Raw genomic sequence first — 23,351 nt, 5'->3', positions numbered from 1 at the left:
AATCTGGTGTATTCAATTATGATTGTAGAGGATGAGTATCTGGTAAGACAGGGGATTGCGTCCTTGGTAGACTATGAACAGTTTGGCATGCAAGTCATTGCCCAGGCTGAAAATGGAATAGAAGCTTGGCAGAAATTTCAGGAAAATCCTGCTGATATCCTGCTGACCGATATCAACATGCCACAGATGAACGGCCTCGAACTGGCCAAGCTAGTCAGGGACCAGGCTCCTAAGTGCCATATCGTTTTTCTGACGGGCTATGATGATTTTGACTATGCTCGGACCGCCATTAAACTAGGCGCAGATGACTATCTTCTCAAGCCATTTTCCAAAGATGATGTTGAGGAAATGTTGGCCAAGGTGCAGACTAAGCTTGATAAGGAACGAAAAAAAGCCCAGATTCAAAACTTGGTTGATCAGGGACAGCGCTCTGAGTTGGAAGAGGCTATTCACGCGCGTCTAGCTGATTCAGAATTAAGTCTGAAAAGTTTAGCTTTCCAATTGGGTTTTAGTCCGTCCTATCTTAGCGTTCTTATCAAAAAAGAACTAGGCTTGCCCTTTCAAGATTATCTGATCCAAGAGCGGATGAAAAAAGCAAAACTCTTACTCCTGACTACAGATTTGAAGATTTATGAAATAGCAGAGCAGGTAGGTTTTGAAGATATGAACTATTTTTCTCAGCGCTTCAAGCAGGTGGTTGGGCTGACACCTCGGCAGTTTAAAAAAGGAGAGGAGAAATGAAACGATATCCGCTTCTTATCCAATTGATTGTCTATATTTTTCTGCTGGTCCTTTTACTCTTGGGGTTTGTTGGAAGCCTCTACTATCAGACTAGCTCGGGGACTATTCGGCAGCTGACAGAGCGGACGACGCGTAATAGTATGGAGCAAAGCGGGCAGTTCATTGCTTCTTATTTGCAAAAATTAAAACAAACCACCTCCACACTGAGCAAGGAAGAAACGATTCGGAAGTTTGCTCAGAATCAAGAAAGCAGCGAAACGTCAGTACAGGCTTTGATGAAAACCATTATTGAGACAGATCCGGATTTGGTGTCGGCAGTATTGGTTACCAAGGACGGGCGCGTGGTCTCAACAGATTCTCAAATTAGCATGCAGACATCTTCTGATATGATGAATGAAAAATGGTATCAGGAAGCTGTTCATACCAAAGCCATGCCTGTCTTGACCCCTGCTCGCAAGGAATCTCTGTCATCAGAGAAGGAGAAGTGGGTTGTTTCTGTCACTCAGGAAGTGGTGGATGAAGCAGGGCAGAATCTCGGTGTTTTGCGTCTGGATATTGGCTATAAGAGTCTCAAAGCCTATCTGGATCGGCTTCAGCTAGGGAAGAAAGGCTTTAGTTTTATTGTCAATAGCCAGCATGAATTTGTCTATCATCCTAAGAAAAGTGTTTACTCCTCCAGTCAGGAAATGAAAGCTATGCAGTCCTATATCTCGGTCAAGGATGGTTACGCAGACCAGAAAGAGGCTTTTGTCTATCAGATTGATATCGCAGACAGCGACTGGACTTTAATTGGCGTTGCCTCTTTAGAGCAATTACAGATGCTTCAGTCACAGATGCTTTATTCTTTTATAGGAATGGGCGTTTTAGCACTCCTGATGTGCTTGACTGGTATTTGGTTTGTCCTGCGTTTGTGGATTAAGCCTCTTCAGAATCTACAAGCTGTTATTCTGAAGATTGGGGCAGGCGACTCAAATCTGCGAGCGGAAGCTAAGGGTTCTCCAGAGTTGGTTGACTTGGCTCAGCAGTTCAATAAAATGCTGGATCAAATCGAACAGCTAATGGAAGCTGTCAAGACTGAAGAACAAAATGTCCGCCGCTATGAGCTCCGAGCTCTCTCAGCTCAAATCAACCCCCATTTCCTTTATAATACCTTGGATACGATTGTCTGGATGGCTGAGTTTAATGACAGCAAACGTGTTGTTGAGGTAACAAAATCACTCGCTCAATATTTCCGCTTGGCGCTCAATCAAGGACATGAACAGATTGCTCTCAAAGATGAGATTGACCACGTTCGTCAGTATCTCTTTATCCAGAAGCAGCGCTATGGTGACAAGCTCCAATATGAGATTGAAGAGGATGAATCTCTAGCTGATTATAAATTGCCCAAGCTGGTACTCCAGCCCTTGGTTGAAAATGCCATCTACCATGGTATCAAGGAAATTGACCGACAAGGCATGATTCGGGTGACATCGGTAGCAGAAGAGGGGCGGCTGATACTGTCTATCTATGATAACGGCCGAGGCTTTGATGTCAACGCCTCTATGGATGCGACTCTCCTTCGCTTAGGTGGTGTCGGTCTGAAAAATGTTGATCAACGCTTAAGATTGCAGTTCGGAGACGACTACCATATGGAAATCCAGTCCGAATCAGATAAATTTACCCAGATTAGTCTGTATTTGCCGCTAGTTACAGATGATTAGGTCTATTAAGTTGTAAATTATTCAAGCCGGTAGGATCTTCTCCGGCTTTTTACTGTTTGAAAAAAATGCACTAGTTTTGCTGTTCATCAAGCGAATTTTTCTATTTTCCTAGTCACATTATGTTTACCAGAAAATTACCGTAGCGGATTTGTGAAAAATCCATAAGATTCATTTATAATGATAAATGAATGAATATCCTAGGTAAGGAGTTAGAGGAGAGTAAATGGAGTCACCTTTATTTTTTGTTTCAGTTTTTTTAGCGGGTATTTTGTCCTTCTTTTCCCCTTGTATTTTTCCCTTATTGCCGGTTTATATTGGCATTTTATTGGATGACAAGGAGGTCAAGACCCTGAAAGTATTCGGCCGAGAGCTTGCTTGGCAGGGAATGGTTAGAACACTCTTTTTCATTGCGGGTATCTCAACAGTCTTTTTTTTGCTAGGTTTTGGGGCTGGATTTTTAGGAACTATTATTTACAGTTCGACCTTTCGTTATGTGATGGGCGGCCTCATCATTTTGCTGGGTCTGCATCAAATGGAGCTTATTAACATTCGCCAATTACAGATTCAAAAGAGTTTGACTTTCAAAAAGAACGGTCAGAAGCATCATTTTTGGTCTGCTTTCTTACTAGGGATTACCTTTAGTTTTGGTTGGACTCCTTGCATCGGTCCGATTCTCAGCTCAGTTTTAGCCTTAGCAGCTTCGGGTGGGAATGGTGCATTTCAGGGAGCAATTTTGACCTTGATTTACACCTTAGGAATGGCCCTACCTTTCCTAATCTTAGCTTTGGCGTCTAGCTTTGTTATGCAGTATTTTAATAAAATCAAGCCTTATATGGGCCTGATGAAGAAAATCGGTGGAGCCCTGATTATTCTGATGGGAATTCTGCTGATGCTAGGACAGCTCAACGCCCTGTCTGGACTTTTTGGATAAAAGGAGAAAGAAATATGAAAAAATTCGTTACGTTATTAGCAACTGTGTCAGCTGTAGCCTTTTTGGCGGCCTGCTCGGAGCAGGAGGATAAGCCTATGACTATGCCCACAACCAGCAGCTCGTCTAGTGAGGCTGTTCAGACAAGTACAGTCACCCAAGCAGCTGTCGGTCAAAAGGCTCCCGACTTTACTTTGCAGTCTATGGATGGAAAAACTGTCAAACTTTCTGACTATAAAGGCAAGAAGGTTTATCTAAAATTCTGGGCTTCTTGGTGCGGACCTTGTAAGAAGAGTATGCCAGAATTGGTCGAGTTAGCTGGTAAAACGGACCGTGATTTCGAAATCTTGACAGTTGTAGCACCAGGTCTCCAAGGAGAGAAATCTGCCGAGGAATTCCCAAAATGGTTTCAAGAACAAGGCTATAAAGATGTACCAGTTCTATTTGACACTTCGGGAGAAATTTTCCAAGCCTATCAGATTCGTAGCATCCCAACTGAAATCCTCATTGACAGTCAAGGGAAAATCGGTAAAATCCAGTTTGGCGCTATCAGTAATGCTGATGCAGAAGCAGCTTTCAAAGAAATGAAATAAAGCAAAAAAGAATGGACTTATCATCCATTCTTTTTAGTTTGAAAGGTAATTAAGCGCTAGCACCTGATGTCGCATCGGCTCCTCCGTCTCCATGACCTCCATCGCCTCCAGCATCAGAAGCACCAGAAGTAGCGTCTGCGTCTCCATGACCTCCGGCAGGAGCAAATTGTCCGCTGCCTCCAACCAAACGTTGACCAGTTTCTTTTAAGTACCAGTCAAGCCATGGTTGGAAATTAAAGACGATTTCATTGATTCCTGCGTATGATCCGTCAGGATAGTACATAGCTTGGTAGTTGTGGGTATTGATAACGCCTGCAGGTGAACCTGGGACGATTGTACGTACGTATTCTTGGTTTCCGTTGCGAAGTGTTCCGATAACCCACTCTACATTCTTCATCCGAGCTGGTGGAAGAGAGCCGTGAACAGTTGACATGCGGCTACCTGATTGAGGTGGCACACGTTTGGCAAACATGGTGTCTGGGTCTTGGTGGGCGTTGTTGTAGTAAAGGAATTGGTTGTTATCGTCAGCGTATGTCAATTCAAACGGCATAGCCTTCAAGAACATGTCAATCTGGTTAACTGTCAAGATACCATGGTCAAGTTTGACATAAGTATCGCCTGAAACAGCGCCAGTGATTTCAGCGACCTTTTCTACCCATTCTGGATCATCTGGATCAACTTCTGTAATTGTCGTAGCGATTGGTTTTCCGCAGTCTAAATCTTCAGGTTCAATTGGTTTTGGTTTTTTCAATTTTGAAACGACCTCTACATATTTGATAAAGTTATCTAAGCATGTTTCAAGGAAATTCACAGTTCCTTCGTTGGTGATATTGCCATCATTGTCAAAAGCTTCCTTGGCTTTGCCCAGCAAGAACTCGTTGCCTGGAAGGGTGTAAGCATTGACACCAGGAGCGTCTAGGATTTTACGCAGGTGAACTTGAGCACGAGAAGTTCCTTGATCGTAGTATGATGCACCGACAATCATGACAGGCTTGTTTTCGAAAGGATGAACCTCATAAGAGAGCCATTCTAAGACACTCTTCAAAGGAGCACTGATAGTATGATTGTGCTCAGGGGTTGCGATAATGACACCGTCTGCACGTGTGATTTTGTTATACAAATAACGCAATTGGAAGCTTTCATCCCATTTTTCATCTTGGTTAAACATTGGGACTTCATCGATTTCTAAGACTTCCAATTCAAATTTAATTTTGAATTGACGGCGGATGAATTCCAATAATTTTCGGTTGTATGACTGTTCGTAGTTTGATCCTACAATTCCAACAAATTTCATTCTTTCGGTCTCCTATCTTACAATTTTTCCCAGTTAAATTCTTCAGCATCTTTGCGAAGCAATTCTTGTGCGTTGCGCAATTTTTCAGTGATTTTGACAAAGATACGGAAGTCATCAAAGATAGCATCTAACTTTTTGACAACGTCAAGATCTACCAAGTCTCCGCTTTGGTCAAAAGCTTGAAGAGAATGCGAAAGCAAGAACTCATCTGGAAGAACAGTTGCCTTGATTTCTGGAGCGTTCAAAATTTGACGGAGCTGCAACTGGGCACGAGAGGAGCCAAGTGTACCATAAGAAGCACCAGTGATCATGACTGGCTTGTTCAGCAGTGGATAAATACCATAAGAAAGCCAAGCTAGGGCGTTCATGAGCACAGCCGGGATTGAGTGGTCGTACTCAGGTGTTCCAATGAGTACTCCGTCTGCTGCATCGATTTTTTGGGCAATTTCTGATACCAACTCAGGCACGTTTCTGTCAGCAGGTTTATTAAACATTGGGATATCTTTAATCTCTACCAGCTCGATTTCAGCCTTATCAGCAAAGTGCTTAGACATATATTGAAGAAGTTGCCGGTTTGTAGAACGTTTAGAATTTGTTCCAACAATTGCAATAAGTTTTAACATAAAATTTCCTTTCTGAAATTAAGATACAGAGCCCTCATGTGTACATTTATTTTTCTTGAGGCAGGTAAAAACCAGAAGAAAGAGAGGGCGTTTTTAAATGGGCATTAGTTATAAAAGCTAGAGCGACAGAGTTACCGCATAGTGAGGTAGCAAATAATTAAGAAGCAGGAATTATCTGCTCTAAAAGTCCTGAGCTACAGAAGATCTGATCGTCTTGGGTGATAATCAATGCTTCGATCCCTGTCTGCTGTTCAATCTGGGACAGAATTGATGTCGGACTTTCACCAAATAGGCGAGTTGTCCAAATTTCGCCATCTACCGACTTGTCTGAAACAATGGTCAGACTAGCCAATTGATTTTCGATAGGATAACCTGTTTTGCGATCCAGAATGTGATGGTAGTTCTGCCCTTCAACTGTAAGGGTTCGCTCGTAGATTCCTGATGTGACCACTGACTGATTGGTGACCGCTAGTATAGCTGAGTGATTGCCGCGAGGCTGCTTGGGATTTTGGATACCAATTCGCCAGGCACGCTGGCTGACTGCATTATGCCCAATTGTCAGGACATTGCCACCAAGATTGATAAGAGCAGAGGTCACTCCCTGACTCAGCAAATAGTCTTTAATCTTATCAGCGATATAGCCTTTAGCCAAGGCACCTAAATCCAGCTTCATGCCTTTCTTAGTCAAAAAGACACTACAATCTTCTGGATTCAACTCAAGCAAGTTTGGGTCGGTCAGACTTAGAGCTTGCTGAATCTCCTCCCTACTTGGGAGACGGGCGTCTGAAAATCCTATCCGCCAGGTCTGGACGAGAGGGCCAATCGTGATATTTAAGTGGCTGCCTTCTGCTTGGCTGTGATATTTCCCCAGCTCAATCAGCTCAAAAAGCTCTGGATGAACTGAGATGCTTTCAATTCCTGCCAGATGATTGATACTCATAAGTTCAGAGTCTTCATCATTGGCACTGAAGCGATTTTTATAGAGATGAAGCAGTTGGACCGCCTCATCTAAGAGTATTTCCGCTCGCTCATGACAGAGAGATATGCAAATCGAACTCCCCATCAAATGAAGTGAGCAAGAAGCAAAGTCCACATTATCACAACCTTTCTAAAATTAACCTCTCTAACCTTATTATATCAAAAAGATACCGGTTTCACAATCTTAAAATTGTTATATTTTCAGAAAATTAACTTTTATAAAAAGCAGTATTTTCGAAGCGATTAGGCAGCAGTAGTACAGCTTTTTAGGCGGTATAAGAATTTTTGAAAATCTCGAGCAAATTTCTTGTAAACGCTCACAGGAGATGATATACTGTTCTAGTAAATTATAAATTAAGGTAGGACTATTCTTATGAGTAAAATCGTTGTAGTTGGTGCAAACCACGCAGGTACAGCGTGTATTAATACAATGTTGGACAATTATGGTGCAGAAAACGAAGTAGTTATTTTTGACCAAAACTCAAACATTTCATTCTTGGCATGCGGAATGGCCCTTTGGATTGGACAGCAAATCAGCAAGCCAGATGGACTTTTTTATGCAGATAAAGAAACTTTTGAAGCAAAAGGCGCAAAAGTTTATATGAATTCACCAGTTGAGTCAATTGATTATGATGCAAAAAAAGTTACAGCTATTGTAGACGGTAAAGAGCATGTAGAGTCTTATGACAAATTGATTTTGGCAACAGGTTCTCAGCCAATTCTGCCTCCGATTAAAGGTGCTGAGATGGATTCTAACAGTCGCGAATTTAAGTCAACCTTGGAAAATCTGCAGTTTGTTAAATTGTATCAAAATGCTGCAGATGTTATTGAAAAATTGCAAGACAAGAGCAAACATATCGAACGTGTGGCAGTAGTAGGTGCTGGCTACATTGGGGTTGAGTTGGCAGAAGCCTTCAAACGCCTTGGTAAAGAAGTGATTCTGATCGACGTTGTGGATACTTGCTTGGCGGGTTACTATGACCACGACTTGTCTGAAATGATGCGTCAAAATCTTGAAGATAATGGTGTTCAATTAGCCTTTGGTCAAACTGTTCAGGCTATTGAAGGTGAAAGCAAGGTAGAACGCATTGTAACAGATAAGGCTAGCTATGATGTAGATATGGTTGTTCTGGCGGTTGGTTTCCGACCAAACACTGGTCTTGGCGCTGGCAAGTTGGAAACATTCCGCAATGGTGCTTTCTTGGTGGATAAGAAACAAGAAACTAGCATCAAAGATGTTTATGCAATCGGTGACTGTGCGACTGTCTACGATAATTCTATCAACGATACAAACTACATCGCCTTGGCTTCTAATGCCCTACGCTCTGGTATCGTAGCAGCTCATAATGCTTGCGGTCATGAATTGGAGTCTAACGGTGTTCAAGGTTCTAACGGTATCGAAATCTTTGGTTTGAAGATGGTTTCAACTGGTCTGACAGAAGAAAAAGCTAAACGCTTTGGTTACAGCCCAGCTGTGGTTGAGTTTAAAGATACTCAAAAACCAACTTTCCTTGAAAAGGTTGAGCACCATGATGTTACAATTAAGATTGTCTATGATAAGGATACACGTGTAGTTCTTGGAGCTCAGATGGTTTCTAGAGAAGATATGTCTATGGGTATTCACATGTTCTCATTGGCTATTCAGGAAAAGGTTACAATTGATAAATTGGCCTTGCTGGACCTCTTCTTCTTGCCACACTTCAACAAACCGTACAACTACATTACTCAAGCAGCTTTGAAAGCAAAATAAGAAAATGAGTCTGGAATAAATTTCCAGACTTTTTTGTAGAGCCTGTAAGAAGAAAACTGAAAGAAGAAATTTATATTTCATCTGTTTATCAGTCCTGCTTTGTGCTAGAATATTGGTAAAGTAACTATTTAGAGGAGATTGGGAATGGCAAAAGATGCTAGCTCACGTGAGGACGACATCAAGAGAGAATTTAATTTCACAACTCATTCGATTATTTCCCAGGTTTTGCGAGGTGTCTTAGTTGGGATTTTTGCTGGACTGGTAGTCGGGATTTTCCGCTTTCTGATTGAAAAAATCTTTCATTTAGTGCAGGATGTCTACCAAAGGAGTCAGCAGTCTATGCTTTGGTTGCTGGCCTTGGTGTTCCTTTATGCTTTCATCATCTTGCTCAATGCTCGCTGGGTAAAGTCGGAGAAAAATATCAAGGGATCAGGTATTCCGCAGGTCGAAGCAGAGCTGAAAGGTCTGATGTCGCTTTCTTGGTGGAGTGTTCTCTGGAAGAAGTTTGTATTGGGGATTTTAGCCATTTCTAGCGGTCTGATGTTGGGGCGAGAAGGACCAAGTATTCAGCTGGGTGCTATGAGCGGCAAAGGCGTCTCTAAATTTCTGAATTTGAGTGCCGTTGAGGAGAGAGCGCTTATTGCTAGTGGTGCGGCGGCAGGCTTAGCAGCAGCTTTTAATGCACCAATCGCAGGACTGCTTTTCGTAGTAGAAGAAGTTTACCGTCATTTTTCACGCTTTTTCTGGGTCTCTACGCTGGCGGCCAGTCTAGTCGCTAACTTTGTCTCTCTCTCCATGTTTGGCTTAACACCAGTGCTGGACATGCCGGATAATATTCCAGTTATGAGACTGGAGCAGTATTGGATTTACCTAGTCATGGGGGTGATGCTGGGCTTGTCAGGCTTTATTTATGAGAAAGTCATTTTGAACATTCAGCTGGTTTACCAGTTTTTTGGGCGAATGTTTAGGATTTCAGAAGCCTATTATCCTATTCTGGCCTTTGCCTTGATTCTTCCGATTGGTTATTTCCTGCCTCACTTGCTGGGCGGGGGCAATCAGTTGATTTTATCTTTGACTGCTGGTCATTACACTGTGGGAACCTTGCTCTTGTTTTTTATTCTGAGATTTTTTTGGAGTATGTTAAGTTATGGAAGCGGCTTGCCAGGTGGCATTTTTCTGCCTATCCTTGCTCTGGGTTCACTTCTGGGCGGAGCAATGGGGGCGGTCTGTCTGCAGCTAGGTTTGATTTCTCAGGAGCAATTTCCGATTTTCATTATTCTGGGTATGAGTGGCTACTTCGGTGCCATTTCTAAGGCTCCACTGACAGCCATGATTCTGGTCACAGAGATGGTCGGTGACATCCGTAATCTCATGCCGCTGGGACTGGTCACTCTGACTGCTTACATTATCATGGATCTGCTAAAAGGAGCACCAGTCTATGAAGCCATGCTGGAAAAAATGTTGCCAGACAGTATCGAGGATCAAGGAGATACTACTTTAATTGAAATCCCTGTTTCTGAAAAGATTGCTGGTCGGCAGGTGCATGAGCTAAACTTGCCTGATGGGGTCTTGATTACCATGAATGTCCACAAGGGAAAGACTCAAACGGTCAATGGCAGCACGCGCCTCTATCTGGGAGATACGATTTACTTGGTGCTGAAAAAGACGGAAATCGGAAAAATCAAAGAAGAGCTGCTTTAATGGTCTTAATATATAGTTTTTGATTAAATTGTCAGACAATTTATTGAAATATGAAAAAAAAACTGGTATAATTTACAGGAATAATCTCTATCTAGGAGAGAAAACAAAGGAGTAACCATGAAAAAACTTGGCATCGTCCTATTTTCAACGGCAATTTTACTGACTGGCTGTGCAGCCAACAACACTTCAAACAAGACTGGCTCAAGCAGTCAAGCATCCAGCAGCCAAACAGCTGTCAATCAGAAAGAATTGGACAAGGCGACAGCGGATTACAAAACGTTTGTCCAAGGACAAATTGATCAGCTCCTGACAGATACGGAGAAGTTTCGTGACACCCTTAAAGAAGGCAAGCTTGATGAGGCTAAAAAGCAATATCCGCTTATCCGTATGGCCTACGAGCGCTCGGAGCCGATTGCTGAGAGCTTTGGTGAATCAGATGTTAAAATTGACTTCCGCTTAGTCGACTATGTGGATGAAAACAAGACCGAAGAAGGCTGGTCTGGTTTCCACCGCATCGAAAAAATCATGTGGGAGCAAAACACAACCAAGGGCACTGAAAGCTATGCTGATCAGCTGGTCAACGATATCAAGGAGCTAAAAGCAAAAATCGCAACGGTTGAAGTGACGCCAGATATGATGCTGACAGGTGCTGTTGACTTGCTCAATGAAGTAGCAACCAGCAAGATTACAGGTGAGGAAGAAGTTTTCTCTCATACAGATCTCTATGATTTCCGTGCGAATATTGAAGGAGCAGAAAAGATTTTTGAGCTCTTTAAGCCATTGATTAAGGATAAGGACGAGAAACTCGTCAAGACCTTGGAACTTGAGTTTAAAAACGTCAACGGTCTCCTAGACAAGCACATGACTGACTCTGAAAACTACAAGCTCTATACAGAATTGACAAAAGAAGACACCAAGGAGCTGGCAGAAGCTGTGACCAAACTGGGTGAGCCTCTTTCACAAATGGGAGTCATTCTAAACGGGGAGTAATCATATGACAAACGACGAAAAATGGTTTAATAAAAAGATGGATCGTCGTGAATTTCTTAAAAAAGCAGGGATTGGAGGCGCTGGTCTTGCACTGGGTGTCTCTGGTGCATCTGCTTTTTTCGCTAATCAGGGGAAAGAAGATAAGAAATTCGCTGACGGTGAGGAAGAAATCAGATTTTACGGGGAACATCAGGCGGGTATCACAACTCCGATGCAGAAGAATATCTACTTTGTTGTGTTGGATTTGCATACGACAGATAGGGAGACCATTATTCAGCTTTTCAAGGACTGGACAGCCTATAGTGAGAAGCTGGTAGATGGAGAATTGGTCAAAAAAGATAATTCTAATGCTCTTTTGCCGCCAACGGATACTGGAGAAACTGTTGGTCTCAACCCTTATCGACTGACCTTGACCTTTGGTGTCTCAGCCTCTTTTCTGAAAAAAATGGGCTTGTCAGACAAACGACCTAAGGCTTTTCGGGATTTGCCGCCATTTCCAAAGGAGCAGCTTAAAGAAAAATATACGGGTGGCGATATTGTCATCCAGGCCTGTGCAGATGATGAGCAGGTGGCCTTTCATGCAGTCCGCAATCTGGTTCGCAAAGGGAGAAATGCCATCACCATGAAGTGGAGTCAGTCAGGCTTTGTTGCTATCGGAGACCGGATGTCAACGCCTCGTAATCTCTTTGGATTTAAGGACGGCACGGCCAATGTGACCAAGGAAAAAGATTTTGACAAGGTCATTTGGTGCGACAGCAAGGACTGGATGCAGGGCGGCTCTTACATGGCTGTCCGCCGGATCCAGATGTTCCTTGAGACCTGGGACCGGACCAATCTGCAGGAGCAGGAAAACACTTTTGGCCGCTATAAAGATAGCGGAGCGCCTTTTGGCAAGAAAGACGAGTTTGACGAGGTTGACTTGGACTTGCTGCCAGAAGATTCACATGTACGTTTGGCCAAGGAAGTTGATAAGCCCATATACCGCCGGTCTTACTCGTACTCGGATGGGATTGATGAAAGTACTGGTCAGTTCGACACAGGCCTGCTCTTTCTTTCCTTCCAGAAAGATCCAGACAGCTTTGTCAAAGTTCTAACTAATCTAGGCGCTCAAGATAAGATGAATGAATATGTCACGCATATCGGTAGTGGTTTGTTTGCTTGCTTTGGTGGAGTGAAAAAAGGAGAATACCTTGGTCAAAAATTATTTGAATAAAAGCTTTCTTGTCTTGGGGTTCTTGCTGATCTTTTTGGCTAAGCCGGTTTTAGCGGATGATAGCTACAGCAGTCTATTCGTCAAAATTACTGATGCTGGCACTGCCGTCAAGCAGAAGGACCAGGAAAAAGCCAAGCAGCTAGTCGGAGAGATCAAGACTGACTTTGAAAAGGTGGCTAACCATGACTCAGCAGCGGGACAAGAGGTAAGTAAGGCACTAGACTTATCGGGTCAGGTGACGGAGGAGAAGCTGACACAAATCTCTTCGGCCCTCTTGAAATTTGAGAAAGAGCAGAATCCAGTCGACTTAGAGGCTGAGAAAAAGAAGCTTCTCAGTAAGTTAGAGCCAAAATTTGAAAATCTACAAAAGGCTATTAGCACTAAGGATTTAGAAGCGACAAGAGAAGCATACAAGAAGATGAATAGCACCTGGACTACCAATGAAAGCGTGGTTCGAGACAACAGCACAGCCCATTACGGCAAGGTAGAAACAGCCATTTCATTTCTGCGCAGCGCCATTGAGACGGAGCCTACTGACTTTGATATGATTCAGTCTTCTTTTGATGATTTAAAAACCGCTATTGATAATTTTGTCAAAGGCGAGAAAGTCCAAGAAACTACTGGCAATCTGACGCTGAAAGATGGGATTAAGCTCCTAGAGGAGGCCTTAAGTCTCTTTCAAAGCGGAGATGATAAAAAGGCCGCTGCCAAGATGAAAGAGTTCATCACCATTTGGCCAACGATAGAAGGAGATGTCAGTGTCAACAATCCTTCACTTTATACCAAGGTAGAGAGTCAGACGCCTGTTATTATGGTCAAGGGGAGCGAAGAGAAGTATCAAAAGCAGCTAGAATCCTTGATTAGTGAGCTGTCACAGATTGACACGACAGCTTCCTATCATTTCTTTGATGCTATGCTGATTTTGCTGCGTGAGGGTGTAGAAGCGCTCTTAATTGTCATGGCTTTGATAACAACTCTGAAAGCTTCCAAGATGAAAAAAGGACTCAAATGGGTCTATACCGGCGCAGCGAGCGGGGTTCTAGCCAGTGCTGTGATTGCAGCTTTGCTGCAGTTCCTTTTCCCAGCAGTTGCTTCGGGATCCAATCGTGAAATTATCGAAGGTGCAGTGGGAATTTTCGCTGTCGCCATGATGATATTGGTTGGTATCTGGCTGCACAGTAAGGCATCTATCGAGAAATGGAATGACTTCATGGAAAGCCAAATGAAGGCTGTAACAGCCACAGGCAGTTTTCTTTCCATGTTTGCTCTTAGCTTTCTGGCGGTTTTCCGTGAAGGGGCTGAGACCATCCTCTTTTATGCAGGAATTCTGCCGCGCATCACTATGACTGATTTCCTTTTGGGAATCGGCTTGGCTGTTCTGGCCTTGGTCTCGCTGGCCTTTATCATGAGCAAGGCGTCTGGTCTTCTCAAGCCACACAGCATTTTCTTCTGGCTGACCTGGCTAATCTATGCCCTGGCCTTTAAAATGCTGGGTGTCAGCATCCATGCTCTTCAGCTGACCAATATCTTACCAACGCACTTAATCAATGGTTTTGTGACAGTAGACTGGATGGGGATTTATCCTAGCCTAGAAGTGGTAGTTAGTCAGGCCCTCTTTATCCTGCTAGTCGTTTATGTTAGCTTTAAAAATCAGAAAAGCGAGCAGCAGCATGGATAAAAAAGAGCAGACTATGATTGAGCATTTGACAGAGTTCAGACGGCGTTTTCTAGCGGTATTGGCTTGCTTCTTCGTGGTTTTTCTGGTTGGCTTGCTCTTTTCAGCCGATATTTATCGATGGCTGACTAGTAATTTTGAGCAGAAGCTGCTGGTGCTGGGGCCGGATGATATCCTTTGGATTTATATCAGTCTGGCTAGTCTGGTTGCTTTTTCCCTGACCTTGCCATTTTTGGTTTATCAGGTCTGGGAGTTTGTCCGACCAGCTTTGCGAGCCAATGAAGCACGAGCTGTTTTCGCTTATATCCCAGCTACCTTTCTCTGTTTTGTTCTGGGACTGGCTTTTGGCTTTTACTTTGTGACTCCAGCTATTTTGCAGGTCTTGCTATCGCTAGGTGAGGGCCTCTTTGAGACACGACTGACAGCGCAGAATTATCTTAGTTTCGTCTTTCATACCACTATTCCGATTGCATGCCTTTTTGAGCTGCCAGTTCTTGTGTACTTTCTGACTTCTATCGGTTTGCTCAATCCGAAATTTTTGGTAAAATATAGACGATACGCTTACTTCATTTTGCTGGTTTTAGCAGTTGTCCTGACACCGGCTGACTTTATCAGCGACTTATCTATGACAGTGCCTTTGATTTTGCTCTATGAAGTCAGCATCTTGCTTAGCCGCATCATTTATCAAAGAAAATCAACGAGGAGAAATTAATGGGACTTTTAAAAGATATCGGAGTACCTGGGGTAATCATTATTGTTCTGGGCGCCCTGCTTATTTTCGGACCAAAACGCCTGCCCGAACTGGGGCAATCTATCGGTAAAATGTTTTCAGAATTCAAAAAAGCAGTCAATCACGCTGGAGAAGAAGACAAGACCGAGAATAAAAATGAAAAAGAGTAAACGAAAAGCACGGATATCTGTGCTTTTTTGCTAGAGTCAAGATAGCTTATGAATGGAGTATGAATGAAAACATTAGAAGAACGAATTCTCAGAGATGGACAAGTCTTAGGTGAAAATATCTTGAAAGTTGACTCTTTTCTGACCCATCAGGTTGATTTTTCTCTGATGAAAGAGATTGGCCAGGTCTTTGCGGAGGCGGTAAAGGACGCAGGAATTACCAAGGTAGTGACCATTGAGGCTTCTGGTATTGCTCCGGCTGTTTACGTAGCAGAGGCACTGGGTCTACCAATGATTTTCGCTAAGAAGGCCAAAAACATCACAATGACAGAAGGGATTTTGACGGCTGAAGTTTATTCTTTTACCAAGCAAGTGACTTCGACCGTTTCGATTGCTGGGAAATTTCTCAACTCTGATGATAAAGTGCTGATTATTGACGATTTTTTGGCGAATGGTCAGGCAGCCAAGGGATTGATCACCATTATTGAGCAAGCAGGAGCCCAGGTTGAGGCAGTTGGTATCGTAATTGAAAAATCGTTTCAGGATGGCCGTCAACTTTTGGAAACTGATGGCTATCGTGTCCTTTCTTTGGCGCGTATCGCAGGATTTGAGAAGGGGCAGATTGTCTTTGCTGAGGCAGATATATGATTTCCTTTTCCTTTTGACTATCTGTCTGGCTTATAGTATAGTAAAGATAGTTGATATTCCAAAAATCTAAGCTCATTGATTTTACTTGGGTAGGAAAAGTTTTTGAGGGATTTCTATGCACCAAACTCATAATTTAAATCAGCGGATGCGGCTCTTTATTTCTATTTTTTTGCCAATTTTGATCTACCAACTGGCCAATTTTTCTGCTTCATTTGTTGATACGACCATGACTGGTCAGTATGACACCTTGCATCTGGCTGGTGTTTCTATGGCAACTAGTCTTTGGATTCCATTTTTCGACCTGTTGATAGGGATTATGTCTGCCTTGGTACCCATAATCGGGCACCATTTAGGGCAGGGGAAAAAAGAAAAGATTGCTTCTGATTTTTATCAGTTTATTTATCTTTCTTTGGGGCTATCGCTAATTTTATTTGCCTTGGTATTTGTGGGCGCTCCTCTAGTTTTGTCTCACCTTGGCCTAGAGCCTTTGGTAGAAGAAGTGGCTAAGAACTATCTTTGGTATCTGGCGCTTGGTATTATTCCTCTTTTGCTCTTTAGCACCATTCGTTCTCTGTTTGATGCTCTGGGGTTGACCAAGCTTTCCATGTATCTCATGCTCTTACTCTTGCCCTTGAACGGCTCTTTTAATTATGCCCTAATCTACGGAGCATTTGGTTTTCCAGAAATGGGCGGAGCCGGAGCCGGACTTGGGACCTCTTTGGCTTATTGGGTTTTGCTTCTCATATCCTTGTTAGTAGCAGTCAAACATCCAAAAATCCGAGCCTATGAGCTATGGAAGATTCGACCGCTAGATAAAAAGGGCTTAATTGATGGCATTCGGCTTGGACTGCCTATCGGCGGAACCTTTTTTGCTGAAGTTGTGATTTTCTCGGTTGTTGGCTTAGTCATGGCTAAGTTTTCGTCATTAATCATTGCCAGTCATCAGGCGGCCATGAATTTTTCAAACTTAATGTATGCCTTTCCTATGAGTATTTCAACCTCAATGTCTATTATCGTTTCTTATGAAATTGGAGCCAATCGTCCTGACGATGTTAAGAAATTCTGTAAACTTGGGCGGCTGACGGCCTTGGGAATTGCTGGATTTACCTTCCTCTTTCTCTATATCTTACGCGACCGTGTGGCTGCTCTCTATGGGTCGGATACCGAGTTTATCCGTATGACATCTGTTTTTCTGACCTACAGCCTCTTTTTCCAATTAGCAGATACTTTTGCGGCTCCTTTGCAGGGCATTCTTCGGGGCTACAAGGATACTCAGGTGCCATTTTACTTAGGTTTGATTGCTTATTGGGGAGTTTCGCTGCCTCTGGGGCTCTTCTTAGATTACTATACTAGTTTAGGCCCTTATGGATACTGGATTGGTCTCATTGCCAGCTTGGTGACGAGTGGCATTCTCTTTCAGTGGCGGCTTAATCGTTTGGCTAAAAATATTACAAATTAAAGAGTGTTGGTTTGTCCCTTTAGGATAAATTAGTGCTCTTTTTTTCACAATCTTTTGTTAAAATTAGATTAAAATATGAAAAGCGCTTACATTTTTTCTAGTATATTGATTGTGAAAATGATATAATAAACATAAGATTATCAAGTTAAGTTTTTGTTAAAATAGGTTAATTTTTAAAATATTGTTTGCAGTTGACTTTGGTTTTCAGTAGAAAAGCGAGGAAACTATATGACCGAACACTATACCCATCTTTTGCAAGAAGTACTAAATGCTGCAAAGGAATTAGCTATTCAAAAACACAATTATCAAGTGGACATTCCGCATGTTTGGACAGTGCTGACTCAGCCTCAGGCCTTTGCCTTGGAATTCTATACCGGTCTGGACCTTGATATTAATGAATTTATCAGCGTCATCAATCAGGAACTAGCCAAGATTCCTGTATTTTCACATACGGATACGAACCGCTACGGACGTCAGTATAGTCAACGTCTCAAGAATCTTTTGGATGATGCAGAGGCTGAAAGGGCGGAACTGAGGGACGAGGTGGTAACAGTAGAGCACCTGATTCTCAGTCTATTTCATCAGCAACGAAATCCGATAACTGTCTTTTTGAAACAGGCAGGAATTGATAAGGAGCTAGTTGCAGCAAAGTTGAATAAGGCTCGCCAAGGCAAACGAGCAATCTCTCCAAGTCAGGAGAGTCGCTATCAAGCCCTGAGCAAATATGCAACTAACTTTAATCAGTGGCTGGCTGACCAGACCGATAGACAGGTAATTGGTCGAAAAGACGAAATTGACGATATTATCCGTGTGCTGTGTAGGAAAGAGAAAAGCAATGCCATTCTCCTAGGTTTTCCAGGCGTTGGAAAATCCAAAGTGATAGAGGGGGTTGTTGGCAGATTGCTTGCTGATGATGTTCCGGAGCATTTACTGGGCAAGGAAGTTTTTAAGTTAAATCTGGGCGGACTGATTGCCGGGACTAAGTATAGAGGAGAGTTTGAAGAGCGCTTCAAGGCTGTTTTGGATGAGGTGCTGGTTGCTAAGGGGAAGATTATTCTTTATATTGAGGATATCCACCAAATCGTGACGGCAGGTCGGACAGAGGGGTCTCTTGATGCAGGAAATCTTTTAAAGCCACTCTTGGCTCAGGGGCAGATTAATATCATTGGCACAACGACTTTTGCTGCTTATCGGGAAAGCTTCGAGCTAGATCAAGCTTTGGAGGGGCGTTTCCAGCGGGTTCGCATTGAGGAGCCCGATCAAGATAAGGCATTGGCAATTCTGCAAGGACTGCGGGAGAATTATCAGGACTTTCACGGAGTTAGGCTGACGGACGAAGCTTTGCAGGCAGCAATCAGTCTTTCAATTCGTTATCTGTCAGATCGTTATTTGCCTGATAAGGCACTGGACTTGATTGATGAGGCGTGTGCTGTTAAGAAAATTCAGCTAGGTCAAGCGCAAACTGAACGACCAGACGTCAGTCGTGAAGATATAGCTAGTATCGTAGAGCGTATAACAGGAATCAAAGTGCAGGGAATCATGGACAATGAACGCGAACACCTGCTAAATCTAGACAAGCTCCTACGCCAGAGAATTGTAGGGCAAGACCAAGCTGTTCAAAAGGTTTCGGAGGCTATTTTGCGCTCGAGAGCAGGAATTCAAAATCCAAAGCGTCCTATTGGGTCCTTTCTCTTTCTGGGGCCAACTGGAGTCGGGAAGACTGCTCTTGCTAAAGCCCTTGCTGAGCGGCTGTTTGGTAATGAGCTGGAAATGGTCCGGCTGGATATGTCTGAGTACATGGAAAAACATGCTGTGGCTCGTTTAGTTGGTCCGCCACCAGGTTATGTCGGATTTGAAGAAGGAGGACAGCTGACAGAAGCTGTCCGTAGGAGACTTTATTCGATTGTCTTGCTGGATGAGATTGAAAAAGCCCATCCGGATGTATTCAACACTCTGCTGCAAGTCTTGGACGAAGGACGATTGACAGACTCTAAAGGCCGTACTATTGACTTTAAAAATACTATTTTGATTATGACAAGCAATATTGGCTCCCAGCAGATTTTGGAAAGTCTCAAAAGTGAACAGGGACTGACTTCTGAAACGCAGGATGAAGTTCGATCCTTGCTGCAACATAGCTTTAGACCAGAGTTTTTAAATCGGATTGACGAAACGGTTATTTTCAACCCTCTAAGGGCAGAAGATATGGTCAATATCGTAAAAATTATGGTTCGGCAGCTTCAAGAAAGGTTGGAACATCAGAAGATTCAGCTTCATCTGAGAGAAGAAGTCTATGCTTTTTTAGCCCAGAAAGGCTACCAACCAGAATTTGGTGCTCGTCCTATTCAAAGAAGCATTATGCGCTATCTAGAAACGCCTTTGGCTCGTTATTTGGTCGAAAATAAGGAAACAACTGAAATGACAGTCCATGTCAGTTTGAAAGATGGGCAACTGGATTTTAATTATTTGGTATAAGCTTCTTTCAAAAAGTAAGCGCTTACTATATATAGACAAAGAAAAATGAAGAAAGGAGGTTTATCTTTTTTAGAGCAGACTGTATCTTAAGATTTCGAGATGAGTCTTAGATATATGAATAAATAATGAGATACTTTTTGTATCTATAGCCGACAGCAATCATTTTGATTGTTGGAGCACCCTTTGCATTTTATGAAAGGAGGCCTGTTTTGTCTGTTTATGATGTTTTGATTATCGGTGCTGGACCGGGCGGTTATGTGGCGGCTGAAGAAGCAGCTCATTTGGGCAAGAAAGTGGCTGTGGTAGAAAAGAAGTCTATCGGCGGAACCTGCCTGAATGTAGGATGTATACCGTCTAAGGCCTATCTCCAGCACGGTCATTGGCTGCTGACAATGGAAGAAGCTAGACGTTATGGCATTGAGAGCAAGCTTGAAAGGATTGATTTTGAGAAATTGGTAGACCGAAAGAATCAGGTTGTTGCCAGTTTGCAATCTGGAATTCATGCTAGCTTTAAGTCTTTAGGCATTGAGTATATAGAAGGTCAGGCAAAGTTTGTCAAAGACCGAACCTTCTCCGTCAATGGTAAAGAAATCAGTGGTAAAGATGTGATTTTGGCTACTGGCAGTTATCCTTTTGTGCCTCCTATTAAGGGGTTGAAACAGGTTGACTATCTAACGACGGATACGTTTTTTGACTTGAGGGAGCTTCCTGAGAAGTTAGTCATTATCGGAGGTGGCGTTATCGCAATTGAGCTAGCTTTCGCTATGGCTCCTCTGGGTGTTGCTGTCACTGTTATTGAGGTTGCGCCGGAAATTCTTTTGACCGAAGAAGCTGAAGCGCGGCATGTGATTCAAAAGAAACTAAAGAAAATGGGGGTGATGATTTATCAGGGAGCGCAGATAAAGGAAGTAACTGCTGATTCTGTCTTGCTTGAGAACGAGCAGGTTGCTTTCGACCATCTTTTGGTCGCTACTGGCCGCAAACCAAGTTTAGAGCTAGCAAAGGATATGGGATTAGCCTTGACAGATCGGAATTTTGTAAAGGTAGATCAATACTACGAAACATCCAAAGAGCATGTTTATGCTATTGGTGATCTCTTGGAATCTTATATGTTGGCTCACGTTGCTAGTGCAGAAGGGATAAAGGCTGTAAGAGTTATCTGCCGGAGTGCTGAAGAAGCAGTTGATCCGCTGGGTGTTCCCCGTTCGCTCTACACCAGTCCTGAAGTAGCTTCTTTTGGGCTCAGCAAGGAAGAGGCTGAGGAGGCTGGATATGATGTTCAGGTCCAACAGCTGCCTTTCTCTTATAATGGGCGGGCTATCGCTATAGGTGAGACAGAGGGCTATGTCAAGCTAATCTCAGAAAAGAAATACCATCTTCTACTAGGTGCAGTCATCGTTGGTCCGAACGGTACTGATCTTCTGCAGAATTTGATTTTGCTGAGGCAGGCTGAAGCAACGCTGGATCAAGTTCTTGAAACAGTTTTTGCCCATCCTACCACATCGGAACTAATACAAGAAGTCGCTAAAAGACTCGTTCAGGACGATTAATGAGGAGGTAAAAATATGTCAAATTATAAAGATTTACCGCAACAATTAAGCAAAACAAGAAACCAAAGTGCTGTATCAGAGCTAGTAGATTTAAAAGTCTATGATGCTACTGAAGTTGAAGTAGAGCAGGTTTCCAAAGAAAAAGCCAAGACCATGTATAAAACCATGTGGGATATCCGTAATTTTGAGGAAAATACTCGGCGTTTCTTTGCTGCAGGACAGATTCCTGGATTTGTTCACCTTTATGCTGGAGAGGAAGCGATTGCTACCGGCGTCTGTGCCAATCTGACAGACAAGGACTATATTACCAGTACTCACCGGGGACATGGTCACTGTGTTGCTAAGGGCGGTGATTTAAAGGGAATGATGGCAGAAATTTTTGGCAAGGAGACTGGGCTTGGAAAAGGAAAAGGCGGATCTATGCACATCGCCGATTTGGACAAGGGAATCCTCGGTGCCAATGGTATGGTTGGCGGAGGCTTTGGTCTAGCTACCGGTGCTGCTATGCGAAACAAGTACTTGAAAACCGATAGTGTGGCTGTCTGCTTCTTCGGTGATGGTGCAGCCAATGAAGGGAATTTCCATGAATGTCTCAATATGGCATCAATTTGGAAACTGCCAGTTATCTTTGTCAATGAAAACAACCTCTTTGCAGAATCGACACCGCAATGGTATTCTTCAGCGTCTGGCACCATTGCTGAGAGAGCGGCTGCTTATAATATGCCCGGCGTTCGGGTTAATGGTAAGGATTTATTCGCTGTCTACCAAGTAGCCAAGGAAGCTGTAGAGCGGGCTCGTAGAGGTGAAGGACCTACCTTGATTGAGGCTGTTACGTACCGTGATCATGGTCACTTTGAAGGGGATGAGCAGAAGTATAAGGCGCTGGAAGGCGAAGAAAAAGACTGGGCCGATGTGGATGCTCTAGATGTCTTCCGTGACTACGCTATCGAGCATGGCCTCTTGACTGAAGAGGAACTTGATGCCATATTAGAGGAGTCTCGAAAGGATGTGGAAGAAGCTATCAAATTTGCTCAAGACAGTCCAATTCCTCGTTCCGAGTCTCTGCTGGAAGATGTATTTGCTGATTGATAGAAGGAGGTTGATCAAATGGCTAGACAACTGTTATTTATGAAAGCAATCAATGAGGCGCTGGATCAGGCAATGGCAAAAGATGACACCGTAATCCTTCTGGGAGAAGATATTGCTGGCGGTGTAACAGTCAAGCATTTGGAAGAAGAAAACGAAGATGCTTGGGGCGGTGTAATGGGTGTAACCAAGGGACTCATGCCAAAATACGGCCGAGAGCGGGTGATTGATACTCCGATTTCTGAGCACGGATACGTGTCAGCTTCTGTTGGAATGGCTCTGACTGGCTTACGACCGGTACCGGAGCTAATGTTCAATGACTTTATCGGTTTCTGCTTTGACGCCATTCTGGGGCAAGGCTCAAAAATGCGCTATATGTTTGGCGGTAAGGCCAAGGTTCCGATGACAATGCGGACCATGCATGGGGCAGGAGCTTCAGCTGCAGCTCAGCACTCGGGCTCATATTACGGTCTCTTTGGTTCCATTCCTGGTATAAAGGTAGTTGTTCCAGCAACTCCGTATGATGCTAAAGGGTTACTGCTGGCTTCCATTGAAGACGACAATATCGTGATTTATTCAGAAGATAAGACTCTCTATGGTATCAAGGGAGAGGTGCCAGAAGAATATTATACAGTTCCAATTGGAAAGGCTGCTGTCCGCCGTGAAGGAACAGACCTCACTATCGTTACTATCGGTAAAATGCTTTATGTTGCTTATGAGGTAGCGGATCGCTTGGAAAAAGATGGTATTTCGGTCGAAGTAATTGACTTGAGAACAGTAGCTCCTTGGGATGAGGAGACTGTCTTTGAATCAGTCAAGAAAACTGGACGACTGATTATCGTTGATGAATCCAACCCTCACAATAACACAGCGACGGATATTGCAGCTGTAGTGACTGATAAATGCTTTGATTATCTTGATGGTCCGGTAAAATGCGTCTGCGCGCCAAATGTGCCAGTGCCATTTGCTGTGAATCTGGAGCAGCTCTATATCCCTAATGCTGATAAGGTTCTGACTGTTGCTGCAGAATTGATTGACGATCTGAAGAGATAG

20 protein-coding genes are annotated in these 23,351 nt (G+C 43.3%); 17 read left to right on the top strand and 3 right to left on the bottom strand.

Features of this window, described 5'->3' with window-relative positions:
• The first annotated feature begins 6 nt into the window (after window positions 1-6).
• The 4 genes from FKX92_RS03695 (at window position 7) to sdbB (ending at window position 3,962) form a co-directional block, all read left to right on the top strand.
• Window positions 7-741, top strand: coding sequence for a response regulator transcription factor (locus FKX92_RS03695; protein WP_125401643.1), 735 nt, complete (start codon window positions 7-9; stop codon window positions 739-741).
• The gene (locus FKX92_RS03690; RefSeq protein WP_149565562.1) at window positions 738-2,441 is read left to right on the top strand and encodes a cache domain-containing sensor histidine kinase; all 1,704 of its coding nucleotides are present in this window, start codon (window positions 738-740) and stop codon (window positions 2,439-2,441) included. The genes FKX92_RS03695 and FKX92_RS03690 overlap by 4 nt, the downstream gene beginning before the upstream one ends.
• 223 nt (window positions 2,442-2,664) lie before the next feature.
• Window positions 2,665-3,372, top strand: a complete 708-nt coding sequence (gene ccdA2 / locus FKX92_RS03685; protein ID WP_002913575.1) for a thiol-disulfide oxidoreductase-associated membrane protein CcdA2 — start codon at window positions 2,665-2,667, stop codon at window positions 3,370-3,372.
• 14 nt (window positions 3,373-3,386) lie between these two features.
• Window positions 3,387-3,962 carry a thiol-disulfide oxidoreductase-associated lipoprotein SdbB gene (sdbB, locus tag FKX92_RS03680; protein ID WP_111675845.1) on the top strand — a complete coding sequence of 192 codons (576 nt, stop codon included), beginning with the start codon at window positions 3,387-3,389 and terminating at the stop codon, window positions 3,960-3,962.
• Window positions 3,963-4,011: 49 nt separating this feature from the next.
• Here the strand turns inward: sdbB and FKX92_RS03675 are convergent, their stop codons facing one another.
• The 3 genes from FKX92_RS03675 to FKX92_RS03665 all read right to left on the bottom strand — a co-directional run bounded on the left by FKX92_RS03675 (window position 4,012) and on the right by FKX92_RS03665 (window position 6,972).
• A complete protein-coding gene (locus tag FKX92_RS03675) occupies window positions 4,012-5,256 on the bottom strand; it encodes an NAD(P)H-dependent oxidoreductase (protein WP_111675844.1) in 1,245 nt (414 codons plus the stop codon).
• 17 nt (window positions 5,257-5,273) lie between these two features.
• The gene (locus FKX92_RS03670; protein ID WP_111675843.1) at window positions 5,274-5,879 is read right to left on the bottom strand and encodes an NADPH-dependent FMN reductase; all 606 of its coding nucleotides are present in this window, start codon (window positions 5,877-5,879) and stop codon (window positions 5,274-5,276) included.
• A 157-nt stretch (window positions 5,880-6,036) separates the two neighbouring features.
• Complete coding sequence (locus tag FKX92_RS03665; RefSeq protein WP_149565561.1) at window positions 6,037-6,972, bottom strand: FAD:protein FMN transferase; 936 nt, start codon at window positions 6,970-6,972, stop codon at window positions 6,037-6,039.
• Window positions 6,973-7,230: 258 nt separating this feature from the next.
• On the opposite strand from FKX92_RS03665, the gene nox reads away from it, so the two are divergent.
• The 13 genes from nox to FKX92_RS03600 all read left to right on the top strand — a co-directional run bounded on the left by nox (window position 7,231) and on the right by FKX92_RS03600 (window position 23,351).
• A complete protein-coding gene (nox, locus tag FKX92_RS03660) occupies window positions 7,231-8,607 on the top strand; it encodes a H2O-forming NADH oxidase (protein ID WP_049547703.1) in 1,377 nt (458 codons plus the stop codon).
• 144 nt (window positions 8,608-8,751) lie between these two features.
• Window positions 8,752-10,308, top strand: a complete 1,557-nt coding sequence (locus tag FKX92_RS03655; protein ID WP_049547704.1) for a ClC family H(+)/Cl(-) exchange transporter — start codon at window positions 8,752-8,754, stop codon at window positions 10,306-10,308.
• Between the two features lie 117 nt (window positions 10,309-10,425).
• On the top strand, window positions 10,426-11,298 hold the full coding sequence (efeO, locus tag FKX92_RS03650) for an iron uptake system protein EfeO (protein ID WP_049547705.1): 873 nt from the start codon (window positions 10,426-10,428) through the stop codon (window positions 11,296-11,298).
• A 4-nt stretch (window positions 11,299-11,302) separates the two neighbouring features.
• Window positions 11,303-12,511 (top strand): iron uptake transporter deferrochelatase/peroxidase subunit, encoded by a 1,209-nt coding sequence (gene efeB, locus FKX92_RS03645; protein ID WP_149565560.1) that lies wholly within the window; start codon window positions 11,303-11,305, stop codon window positions 12,509-12,511.
• The gene (locus FKX92_RS03640) at window positions 12,489-14,189 is read left to right on the top strand and encodes an FTR1 family protein (protein ID WP_149565559.1); all 1,701 of its coding nucleotides are present in this window, start codon (window positions 12,489-12,491) and stop codon (window positions 14,187-14,189) included. Before efeB ends, FKX92_RS03640 begins: the two co-directional genes overlap by 23 nt.
• Window positions 14,182-14,898, top strand: coding sequence for a twin-arginine translocase subunit TatC (tatC, locus tag FKX92_RS03635; protein WP_187759373.1), 717 nt, complete (start codon window positions 14,182-14,184; stop codon window positions 14,896-14,898). The genes FKX92_RS03640 and tatC overlap by 8 nt, the downstream gene beginning before the upstream one ends.
• On the top strand, window positions 14,898-15,086 hold the full coding sequence (locus FKX92_RS03630) for a twin-arginine translocase TatA/TatE family subunit (RefSeq protein WP_002897604.1): 189 nt from the start codon (window positions 14,898-14,900) through the stop codon (window positions 15,084-15,086). The genes tatC and FKX92_RS03630 overlap by 1 nt, the downstream gene beginning before the upstream one ends.
• Before the next feature lie 63 nt (window positions 15,087-15,149).
• Complete coding sequence (locus FKX92_RS03625) at window positions 15,150-15,731, top strand: xanthine phosphoribosyltransferase (RefSeq protein WP_149565557.1); 582 nt, start codon at window positions 15,150-15,152, stop codon at window positions 15,729-15,731.
• A 115-nt stretch (window positions 15,732-15,846) separates the two neighbouring features.
• Window positions 15,847-17,190, top strand: a complete 1,344-nt coding sequence (locus FKX92_RS03620; protein ID WP_125338349.1) for an MATE family efflux transporter — start codon at window positions 15,847-15,849, stop codon at window positions 17,188-17,190.
• Window positions 17,191-17,418: 228 nt separating this feature from the next.
• Window positions 17,419-19,662 carry an ATP-dependent Clp protease ATP-binding subunit gene (locus FKX92_RS03615; RefSeq protein WP_149565556.1) on the top strand — a complete coding sequence of 748 codons (2,244 nt, stop codon included), beginning with the start codon at window positions 17,419-17,421 and terminating at the stop codon, window positions 19,660-19,662.
• A gap of 209 nt (window positions 19,663-19,871) precedes the next feature.
• Window positions 19,872-21,212, top strand: coding sequence for a dihydrolipoyl dehydrogenase (lpdA, locus tag FKX92_RS03610; RefSeq protein ID WP_149565555.1), 1,341 nt, complete (start codon window positions 19,872-19,874; stop codon window positions 21,210-21,212).
• 15 nt (window positions 21,213-21,227) lie between these two features.
• Complete coding sequence (locus tag FKX92_RS03605; protein ID WP_002897599.1) at window positions 21,228-22,301, top strand: thiamine pyrophosphate-dependent dehydrogenase E1 component subunit alpha; 1,074 nt, start codon at window positions 21,228-21,230, stop codon at window positions 22,299-22,301.
• 18 nt (window positions 22,302-22,319) lie between these two features.
• Window positions 22,320-23,351: an alpha-ketoacid dehydrogenase subunit beta gene (locus tag FKX92_RS03600; protein WP_002895536.1), complete on the top strand. Its 1,032-nt coding sequence runs from the start codon at window positions 22,320-22,322 to the stop codon at window positions 23,349-23,351.

The organism is Streptococcus sanguinis, from assembly GCF_008329445.1.
In the GTDB taxonomy this organism is placed as follows: Bacteria; Bacillota; Bacilli; order Lactobacillales; family Streptococcaceae; genus Streptococcus; species Streptococcus sanguinis_O.
This window is presented reverse-complemented; position numbering and strand designations above follow the sequence as displayed.

Coding starts and splice junctions, on each gene's coding strand:
- FKX92_RS03600 (WP_002895536.1), top strand. CDS start 22,320: ATGGCTAGACAACTGTTATTTATGAAAGCAATCAATGAGGCGCTGGAT.
- FKX92_RS03620 (WP_125338349.1), top strand. CDS start 15,847: ATGCACCAAACTCATAATTTAAATCAGCGGATGCGGCTCTTTATTTCT.
- FKX92_RS03605 (WP_002897599.1), top strand. CDS start 21,228: ATGTCAAATTATAAAGATTTACCGCAACAATTAAGCAAAACAAGAAAC.
- FKX92_RS03675 (WP_111675844.1), bottom strand. CDS start 5,256: ATGAAATTTGTTGGAATTGTAGGATCAAACTACGAACAGTCATACAAC.
- FKX92_RS03655 (WP_049547704.1), top strand. CDS start 8,752: ATGGCAAAAGATGCTAGCTCACGTGAGGACGACATCAAGAGAGAATTT.
- FKX92_RS03670 (WP_111675843.1), bottom strand. CDS start 5,879: ATGTTAAAACTTATTGCAATTGTTGGAACAAATTCTAAACGTTCTACA.
- FKX92_RS03690 (WP_149565562.1), top strand. CDS start 738: ATGAAACGATATCCGCTTCTTATCCAATTGATTGTCTATATTTTTCTG.
- tatC (WP_187759373.1), top strand. CDS start 14,182: ATGGATAAAAAAGAGCAGACTATGATTGAGCATTTGACAGAGTTCAGA.
- FKX92_RS03630 (WP_002897604.1), top strand. CDS start 14,898: ATGGGACTTTTAAAAGATATCGGAGTACCTGGGGTAATCATTATTGTT.
- ccdA2 (WP_002913575.1), top strand. CDS start 2,665: ATGGAGTCACCTTTATTTTTTGTTTCAGTTTTTTTAGCGGGTATTTTG.
- FKX92_RS03615 (WP_149565556.1), top strand. CDS start 17,419: ATGACCGAACACTATACCCATCTTTTGCAAGAAGTACTAAATGCTGCA.
- sdbB (WP_111675845.1), top strand. CDS start 3,387: ATGAAAAAATTCGTTACGTTATTAGCAACTGTGTCAGCTGTAGCCTTT.
- nox (WP_049547703.1), top strand. CDS start 7,231: ATGAGTAAAATCGTTGTAGTTGGTGCAAACCACGCAGGTACAGCGTGT.
- efeB (WP_149565560.1), top strand. CDS start 11,303: ATGACAAACGACGAAAAATGGTTTAATAAAAAGATGGATCGTCGTGAA.
- efeO (WP_049547705.1), top strand. CDS start 10,426: ATGAAAAAACTTGGCATCGTCCTATTTTCAACGGCAATTTTACTGACT.
- FKX92_RS03625 (WP_149565557.1), top strand. CDS start 15,150: ATGAAAACATTAGAAGAACGAATTCTCAGAGATGGACAAGTCTTAGGT.